Consider the following 7,587-nt stretch of genomic DNA (forward strand, 5'->3'; position numbering starts at 1 on the left):
GGACCACCCCGGCAAGGGGCGTCCTCACTCGTTGGAGAGCATCGGATTGCGGAGTTCGGTTGGCCAACGGAGACGCTTCGCCGAGGCGAATGCTAGGTCGTCTCCGACCTGCAGATGTCGCCTCTAATCGTCAAAGGGGCCGATCCAGCGCCGGCCATGTCGGATATTGCCGCGTGCATGGTGGCACCGCTAGTCGACGACTGCACGCTCGTCGGCGCCCCTTGCGTATCGGCGCAACGTGCGCGGGAGTAGAAGCGATTCGAGATGGAGGGCCTTCGCGACACGCTCGATCAGTTTTGACCATACGCGACCGCGTCCGGGCAGACGCCGCGCACTGGAAGAGCGAAGAACGCTTCCGCGCGCTCGTAGCTGCCACGTCCGATGTCGTCTACAGGATGACGCCGGACTGGGGCGAAATGCGGGCACTGATCGGCCGCGGCTTCCTCGCCAACTCCCCGCAGCCCAACCCGAACTGGCAGGCCAGATACATCCTGCCGGAGGATCAGTCTCGCGTGAGCGGCGCGATAAACGCTGCCATTCGGTCGAAGAACCCCTTTGAACTGGAACATCGTCTGAGGCGAGCCGATGGCACCATCGGTTGGATCTCGTCCCGCGCCATCCCGGCGCTCGACGAACAGGGCGACATCTCCGAATGGTTCGGGGCGGCAACCGATGAACCGCGCCGGGTTTGCCGGAGGCTCCAGACCTTGAGAGGATGGAGCGATGAGCAGGGAGACGAGGTATTCACTGGAGTTGCGGGCGCGGGCCGTGCGGATGGTGTTCGAGCATCGGGGCGAGCACGTCTCGGAGTGGGCGGCGATCAGCTCGATCGCGTCGAAGATCGGGTGCACGGCGGAGACGCTGCGGGGCTGGGTTCGCCAGGCCGAGCGTGACCAGGGCGTGCGCGCCGGGCCGACGAGCGAGGACCGGGAGCGCATCAAAGCCTTGGAGCGAGAGGTTCGCGAGCTGCGGCAGGCGAACGAGATCCTGCGGAAAGCTTCGGCGTATTTTGCGATGGCGGAGCTCGACCGCCGATCGAAGCCATGATCGCGTTTGTCGACAATCATCGCGACGTCCATGGGGTCGAGCCGATCTGCCGGCTGCTGCCGATCGCCCCGTCGACGTACTACGAGCATGTTGCCCGTCGGCGTGATCCGTCGAAGCTGCCAGCCCGTGCCAAGCGGGACGCCGAGCTGACCGGCCACATCCGGCGGGTCTGGGACGAGAACTTCCAGGTCTACGGCGTGCGGAAAGTCTGGCGGCAGCTGCGGCGCGAGGGGATCGAGGTCGCCCGCTGCACGGTGGCGCGGCAGATGCGCGCGATGGGCCTTCGCGGTGTCGTTCGGGGCAAGGCGATCCGCACGACGGTGAGCGACACGGCGGCACCGTGCCCGCTCGACCGCGTGAACCGCGACTTCAAGGCGCTCAGGCCGAATGTCCTTTGGGTGGCCGACTTCACGTACGTTGCGACTTGGACGGGCTTCGTCCACGTCGCCTTCGTGGTCGATGCCTTCGCCCGGCGCATCCCCCGGGTCCGGCTTCGCCGGCTCGAGGACAGGCTCTGGCTGGCGGGTGTCACGGACGGCCACGGCGAGCTTCGTTCTCGACGCCCTGGAGCAGGCGCTGCACGCCCGCCGGCCGGTGGAAGGCGGGCTGGTCCACCACAGCGATCGCGGCGTCCAATACGTCTCGATCACCTACACCGAGCGCCTGGCCGAGGCCGGCATAGCACCATCGGTCGGCAGCGTCGGCGACAGCTACGACAACGCCTTGGCCGAGACCGTGATCGGCCTCTTCAAGACCGAGGTCATCCGCAGGCTCGGCCCGTGGCGGTCGCTGGAAGCGGTCGAGTTCGCCACCCTCGAGTGGGTCGACTGGCTCAACCACCGGCGCCTGCTCGAGGCCATCGGCTTCGTGCCGCCGGCCGAGGCCGAAGCCGCCTTCTACGCCGAGCTGGAGAACACACGCTTGGCCGCGTAGGACTCAAACCAACCAGCCTCCGGCAAACCCGGCGCGGTTCACTCTGACTCATTTTCGATGCAATTTGGTGGGTGAGTGGTGCTGGTTCACCAAGGGGATCAGCATCATGGCTCCAGGCATGCGTATCGGATCGCTCATCCCGGCTGGGTTGACGGTAACGGAGGTCGTGCCGGGCGGCGCGCACGCCAGAGCTCGCTGGAGCGCCAGCTGCCACTGCTCGACGAGCTGTGGATCGGCGGTTGTCGTAAAGGTGCCGAGCTCTGGCGCCGCTTGCGCAGTTCCGGCTTCCAGGGGTCACTCAGAGTGGTGACGGAATGGACAACCCGACGCCGACGCGCCGATCAGGCCAACGGCCAATTGCACACCCCTGCACGCTTTCGTTGCAGCCTGTCACGTGGCCGGCCGCGGCGCCACCTCGGCGCGGATGCGCGCGCCCTCGGCCCGCTCGGCCACTTCCAGCTCGTAGTTCTTCTGCAGGTCGAGCCAGAAGCCGGGGCTGGTCCCGAAATGCCGCGCGAAGCGCAGTGCCGTCTCCGCCGTGACGGCGCGCCGCCCGGCCAGAATGGCGGTGATGCGGTTCGCCGGCACGCGCGGTGCCAGCGCCAGCGCATGCGCCGTCAGCCCCAGCGGCTCCAGGAACTCGTGCCGCAGCACCTCGCCCGGATGGACGGGGGACAGGCGCTCGCCGCGGTCGATGTCGTCGAGGTCGATGCGGCCGGCATCGAGGTCGGCGCGCTGGATCGGGTGTCGGGTGGCCATGACCTGTCTCCTTCGTGCCTGCCGCGTCAGTGCCTGCGTGTCAGTGATAGTCCACGATCTCGACCGCGTGCGGACCGTCGTCGTGCCAGACGAAGACGATGCGCCCCGGATGGAGTGCTGGCCGGCGCGGTCTCCGCGCAGCGCCTCCAGCCGGTTGCCCGGCGGGACCCGGAGATCGTCGAGCCGCTCCGCCACGTTCAGCACGGCGAGCTTGCGCCGCCGCGGTCAATGGCATATCAGGCCTCCAGCGCCTTCGCCTCGTCGAACGTCACGCGCTCGGCGACGATCCTCACGAGATCCTCTCCGCTGCGCGCCGTCGACCACTGCCGACTCTCGCAGACCTGGCGCAGGAAGCGGGCGCCCTTCTTCTTCAGCACCCGGCTCAGGACGCTCTTGGGCGTCTCGGCGCGCTGCTGCGCGATCGTCCAGGCCGCATCGCGCACAGATGCACTCACAGTCGCCCCCCAGAGCCTTGAGAGCTGCGTCGCGTCCGGCCGGCCGTCATTGAGCCAGTCGCGCGGATTGCCCTTCTCCAGCGCTCCGATCGCGACGACAACGCGCTCCAGGAACGTACGCATCTCGGCTTCGCTGTCGACGGTCGGCTCGGGCGGCTGCACGATGCCCAGGCGCGCGTCGCAAGCCGCCCGAATGACCGCTGCATGCGCTTCGTCGAGGGGGGCGTCGGCAACGGTGCCCGGGAAGGAAGCGTTGCCGGCGTGCTCTGAGGCTCTCGTGCCTGGGAGCGGCCCGCATGTACCATAACTTGGCCATGGGCGATGACGGCGACGGTCGCATCGACAGCGACCGGGGCCTCAGGCTCCCCTTTCTAAGAGAGAGGAACGAGGCCCGATACAACCCCTCGCAGCGTCCGTCTCGTTTCTCTCTCTATGTCCTCTCCCTGCGACTATCGGCGGAAGTTCATTCCGTCCTCGCGCCCCACTGTCTCTATCATTGACCTCCTAGGCCCAATGAGCTCGATCCGCGGAACGGCTGACGTTCATCGTGCCGCGTGACCCTCGCTCGCCAACAGACGCTCCGTACGAACCTTCTGACGCTGCCGCACACCCCTGGGGCTTGCTGCTGCCTGCAAAGACTGAATCATCAAGCCCGCGGTCGCTGAGTCATGGCCGGCCGTCAGATCCAAACCACCCAATAAGTGACTGATTTAGCTAGAAAATATCGAAATTGATGCTGACTCTGGTTCAGCTGATGCACCGACTCCCCGGCCCGACCTTGAAGAGGACACTAACCGGCTGATAAGGCTGAATTAATTGCTCTTGGCGCGAGCGTTTGATGAATCATCTGCGGATCATCATGAGCCGTGAGGCGCCTGGCCGGAGAGGATGCCGCCGGTGAGCAGTCCCAGGATCACCAGGACGATCGACAGCTCGACGAGCGAGAATCCGGAACGTGCGCGCATACAATCGTTTGTTCGTATATTCTAGTTATAATTCAATTTATTAGCGGCGCGTGCTTCACAATCCGCTGCTGAAGGACGACAGGCGCACCATCTCGCCGCCGTCCCGCCTACGGGCGGGGCGGCTTCGCTTCTTCCCCGAGTTCGCGCTCAAGTGCGGCAAAGGCCCGCTCAAGCAGCTCCCCCAGCACCATACCCGTCTGTTCGCACAGGTGATGCGCGTGATCGAAGGTGGCCTGCGTTACCTTGGTATTGAGCTGGACATTGCGGCCCGTGCGATACCGGCGCTGCTCGCGCAGAGGCTTGGCCGGAGCCGTTGCTGCGCGGCTCGGGAACCGGTTTTCCTCCGATACGGTGCGGATGGCGGCTTTCGGAACCGCCGGCGCCTTTGTCGGCCGGGGTGCAAAGTCGCTCACATCCAGATCGTCACCGAACGGATCGATGCGGTTGGCGGCCATTACGCCACCTCGCTTGCGGCATCGGCTTTCGTCGCAGTGCCCGAGGCCCGCAGGGTGCGCAGCACCTCCGCGACATAGGCCCGGGCATTGGTAATGGCGGCCGCTAGATTGCTCACCCCTTTGTCCCCCAGCCCTTCCAGCGTGCCGCCAAAGGAAAACAGGGCACGATACGCCTCCCGGTCGAAGAGCCGCACCCCGAACACCGGCACCCCGTGCTCGGCAAAGCTGGCTTCGATGTGGCGCAAGGTCTTCGGCATGATCGCTGGATTGGTGCGGGTGACCAGTACCGCAAACGGGATCTTCCGCCGTGTCACCCGCTCCTGCGAACGAATGAGCTTGATCTGCCGGGCCGCCTGTTTAGCGTCGAGCTGAGAGCCCTGGACCGGGATGATCACCAAGTCCGCCATCGCGATCGCGTAGCTCACCATCAGGCTGGCCGTGCCCTCCAAGTCGATGATGACGAAGGCGCTGGCCTGCGCCGCCGCCTCAATACGGTCGGTGATGGATTCCTCGTCGACGTCGCCGGTCACTTCCAGCGTTTCGGGCAGGCCGCCGAGCTTCGCCCAATCCACCACGTTCTTGTTGGGATCGGCATCGATCACCGTGACGGTAGTGCCTCGTGCAGCCAGCTCGCTCGCGAGCAGCGTTGCTGCCGTGGTTTTCCCCGCTCCGCCCTTGGGGCTCGATATTGCGATAACTGGCATGGCTGATCCTCCTCGTCCAAAAGCTATCCGGTAGCGACCAGATAGCCAGAAGATACTCGGTAGCTACCAGCTATCGCATGGTTTTGCGGACACTTGTAGCGGTTCCGCAACAGTCGAGGGCTCGATGGCTACCGATTGGTATCGGATAGCTATCGGGTACCCAACATCTACTAGTAGCTATCGGATAGCACTGATGCTCAGCCGCTGCCTCACAACCCCAGTTCGAGTTGACCGGTCGCCATCGTATAGTAGTACCGTCGCGACTTGCGGCGACCGGGGCCGGTCTCTTCAACCCGGTAATCCTTGAGGCCGCCCGCCCGGATCATATCCTCAAAAGCCTTTTTGGTCTCCCGCCGGAACTGGCTGCGGGTCAGCTTGTCTTCGTATTCGCCCCACAATTCACGGCCGGATAAGGCAGCAAGTATCTCTTCGTCTACATAGTAATGATTGTTCATGCTGTCGATGTAAGGCCAAAACGTCTTCGCATAATCCGAGTTGAGTCGGAATTGCACATCCGCGTTCAAGCTGACCAGCTTGGCACGGGAAATCATCGCCGCAGACCAGTCGCCATAGGTGATGACAACCCGGCTATCCAGCGTCAGCCCTTCCCATTCGATGGTGTCGAGTAGTGAAGTAATACCGCCCCCTTCAGTAGCTTTCGACAGGAGGGCGCTGTCGTTGCGGCGGTAGGCATCGACAATATCAGCCTGATTTCCTTCGAAGATCGTGAAGGCGACTTTCTTGATATCTTCGAATACCCCCGTCAGGGTCATCACATTATTGGTATGGGTCGTTCGCCCCATCGCCTGCAGCAGCTCACGCCAAGTCGTGTGGGTCTCGTAGACATAGCCGACCGGCTGTCCACTGCGGCCGGGGAGGGCAGGGCGCAGGCGCTGGATCTTGTTGGGAAGCCGGAACAGGGCATAGATCGCATCCCGGTGCTGGGTGCCCAGCTCGCGGCCGGAAACTTTGATCACGGAATGGCCGGGCACGACGTACAGCCGCTCAAAATTGCTGTCGGTGATCAGTCGCGCGCGCTTGGGAGCAAACGCCGAGGTGCGCGCCAGGCGCGCCGGGATCTTCGACGGGCGCTTGCGGCCGCGCTTGTTCTTGAATCGCTCAAGACGCTGGCGCTCCCGTTCGCTTAAAGGCCGTGTCTGCACGTCGTCCACAATCCCCCTAAATGACTGATTCATTTGAATTGTCGCTGGAAAGGCGCTCATCCTTCCCTTGTCCTAATGTGCGACCCCCGATGGGACTCTTCGGCATCAGTAGGGGCTAAGCCGCTGATTGCAGAAGATTTTGCTCGGAACGCTGCTCATCCTTCCCGGCGCCTCATTTCGCAATCCCAGCCGAAGCCCTGCCTGCCGAGGATGTCTCAACGGGAATTGCGCTCATCCTTCGCGGGAACCACACTCATCCTACGGCGTGCAACCTGTCCAGCCTTTTCGTCAGCTTGTCCGCAACGAATTTCGCAATACGCGCGATTCCAGTGGCTTAGCACCTCAAGAGGAGGGCAGGGGGTCTCCCTTAAACGCAATAAGGACGACCCAGCATCGCCTGGAGCCACTAACTGACTGAACGGTCACACTATCGGCGGGAACCGCGCTCATCCTTACCGCCTGTGGATGTCGAGGGGATAACTCCAGGCCCTGCCGGAGAGCTGCTCATCCTAACGGGAGACTCACTCATCCTAACGGGAGACTCACTCATCCTAACGGGAATCGTGCTCATCCTCATCGTCAATTACCTGGGTAATATCAATCACTTAGAGGCCTCTAGAGACTCTTAGAGACTTAGAAAGAGACAAAGAAAGAGACGCCCACCTGGGGACAGCCGCCCGCAATCGCTCCCGCAAAGCAAAACGGCATCGGCCTAACGGCCGATAACCCGGCCGGTCCGATGCGCCTTCGGCGCACCGGCCTAAACGGCGTTCGGCCCAGAGGCCGAACAAGCCTTTCTTTCCGGTGGGAGGCGTTCCCCCTCCCCCACCCTCTCCCTGCTCTGCAGCAAGCTGAGGGTGGGGTGAGGCCGGAGGTCCTCGTCAACGCCTATGTGGCGGCCAAGTGGGGCAGGGAAGGGCCATGGGCGGCCAGAAGTTGCCCGCCTGAAAGCAAACCGACGATCGCGGCTGGGGCGCGTAGCGCCAAAGGTGCCGCCACGCTGTACGAAGCTCTAGAGCGGTTTCCGGTCGATGTGAATCGTGGGGGATTCCCATGAGCGTGGTTTTCTGATTCACGATCCTTGCTGGTGAGGGAGGCCGGCATGG

7 protein-coding genes, 3 pseudogenes and 1 other annotated feature are annotated in these 7,587 nt (G+C 63.7%); of the genes and pseudogenes, 3 read left to right on the top strand and 7 right to left on the bottom strand.

The window, feature by feature from the left end; genetic code table 11:
• The first annotated feature begins 416 nt into the window (after positions 1 to 416).
• From ABIE65_RS26825 to ABIE65_RS26835, 3 genes and pseudogenes are all read left to right on the top strand, one after another.
• Positions 417 to 893 (top strand): PAS domain-containing protein, encoded by a 477-nt coding sequence (locus ABIE65_RS26825; protein WP_354081838.1) that lies wholly within the window; start codon positions 417 to 419, stop codon positions 891 to 893.
• Positions 775 to 1,980, top strand: a pseudogene (locus ABIE65_RS26830) (IS3 family transposase). The gene ABIE65_RS26825 and the pseudogene ABIE65_RS26830 overlap by 119 nt, the downstream one beginning before the upstream one ends.
• Positions 1,002 to 1,118 (top strand) — a sequence feature (AL1L pseudoknot). (Overlaps the previous pseudogene by 117 nt.)
• A 177-nt stretch (positions 1,981 to 2,157) precedes the next feature.
• Positions 2,158 to 2,328 (top strand): annotated as a pseudogene (locus tag ABIE65_RS26835) (ISL3-like element ISMex26 family transposase); the annotation flags it as partial.
• A gap of 42 nt (positions 2,329 to 2,370) precedes the next feature.
• On the opposite strand, the gene ABIE65_RS26840 reads toward ABIE65_RS26835, so the two are convergent.
• The 7 genes and pseudogenes from ABIE65_RS26840 to ABIE65_RS26870 all read right to left on the bottom strand — a co-directional run bounded on the left by ABIE65_RS26840 (position 2,371) and on the right by ABIE65_RS26870 (position 6,541).
• Complete coding sequence (locus ABIE65_RS26840) at positions 2,371 to 2,739, bottom strand: HigA family addiction module antitoxin (RefSeq protein WP_354081829.1); 369 nt, start codon at positions 2,737 to 2,739, stop codon at positions 2,371 to 2,373.
• Between the two features lie 159 nt (positions 2,740 to 2,898).
• Positions 2,899 to 2,943: pseudogene (locus ABIE65_RS27930) on the bottom strand (hypothetical protein); the annotation flags it as partial.
• Positions 2,944 to 2,975: 32 nt separating this feature from the next.
• Positions 2,976 to 3,317 carry a hypothetical protein gene (locus ABIE65_RS26850; RefSeq protein ID WP_354081830.1) on the bottom strand — a complete coding sequence of 114 codons (342 nt, stop codon included), beginning with the start codon at positions 3,315 to 3,317 and terminating at the stop codon, positions 2,976 to 2,978.
• Positions 3,318 to 4,051: 734 nt separating this feature from the next.
• Positions 4,052 to 4,159, bottom strand: coding sequence for a type II secretion system protein (locus tag ABIE65_RS26855; RefSeq protein WP_354081831.1), 108 nt, complete (start codon positions 4,157 to 4,159; stop codon positions 4,052 to 4,054).
• A 107-nt stretch (positions 4,160 to 4,266) separates the two neighbouring features.
• Positions 4,267 to 4,614, bottom strand: coding sequence for a hypothetical protein (locus ABIE65_RS26860; protein ID WP_354081832.1), 348 nt, complete (start codon positions 4,612 to 4,614; stop codon positions 4,267 to 4,269).
• Positions 4,614 to 5,318 carry an AAA family ATPase gene (locus ABIE65_RS26865; RefSeq protein WP_354081833.1) on the bottom strand — a complete coding sequence of 235 codons (705 nt, stop codon included), beginning with the start codon at positions 5,316 to 5,318 and terminating at the stop codon, positions 4,614 to 4,616. Before ABIE65_RS26865 ends, ABIE65_RS26860 begins: the two co-directional genes overlap by 1 nt.
• 209 nt (positions 5,319 to 5,527) lie before the next feature.
• Positions 5,528 to 6,541 carry a hypothetical protein gene (locus ABIE65_RS26870; protein ID WP_354081834.1) on the bottom strand — a complete coding sequence of 338 codons (1,014 nt, stop codon included), beginning with the start codon at positions 6,539 to 6,541 and terminating at the stop codon, positions 5,528 to 5,530.
• Positions 6,542 to 7,587: the final 1,046 nt, after the last annotated feature.

The sequence above is a fragment of the Constrictibacter sp. MBR-5 genome (genome assembly GCF_040549485.1).
GTDB lineage: Bacteria > Pseudomonadota > Alphaproteobacteria > JAJUGE01 > JAJUGE01 > Constrictibacter.

Excerpts from the sequence above, each read along its gene's own strand:
- ABIE65_RS26825 (WP_354081838.1), top strand. The coding sequence starts at position 417 with ATGCGGGCACTGATCGGCCGCGGCTTCCTCGCCAACTCCCCGCAGCCC.
- ABIE65_RS26840 (WP_354081829.1), bottom strand. The coding sequence starts at position 2,739 with ATGGCCACCCGACACCCGATCCAGCGCGCCGACCTCGATGCCGGCCGC.
- ABIE65_RS26850 (WP_354081830.1), bottom strand. The coding sequence starts at position 3,317 with ATGCGTACGTTCCTGGAGCGCGTTGTCGTCGCGATCGGAGCGCTGGAG.
- ABIE65_RS26855 (WP_354081831.1), bottom strand. The coding sequence starts at position 4,159 with ATGCGCGCACGTTCCGGATTCTCGCTCGTCGAGCTGTCGATCGTCCTG.
- ABIE65_RS26860 (WP_354081832.1), bottom strand. The coding sequence starts at position 4,614 with ATGGCCGCCAACCGCATCGATCCGTTCGGTGACGATCTGGATGTGAGC.
- ABIE65_RS26865 (WP_354081833.1), bottom strand. The coding sequence starts at position 5,318 with ATGCCAGTTATCGCAATATCGAGCCCCAAGGGCGGAGCGGGGAAAACC.
- ABIE65_RS26870 (WP_354081834.1), bottom strand. The coding sequence starts at position 6,541 with ATGAGCGCCTTTCCAGCGACAATTCAAATGAATCAGTCATTTAGGGGG.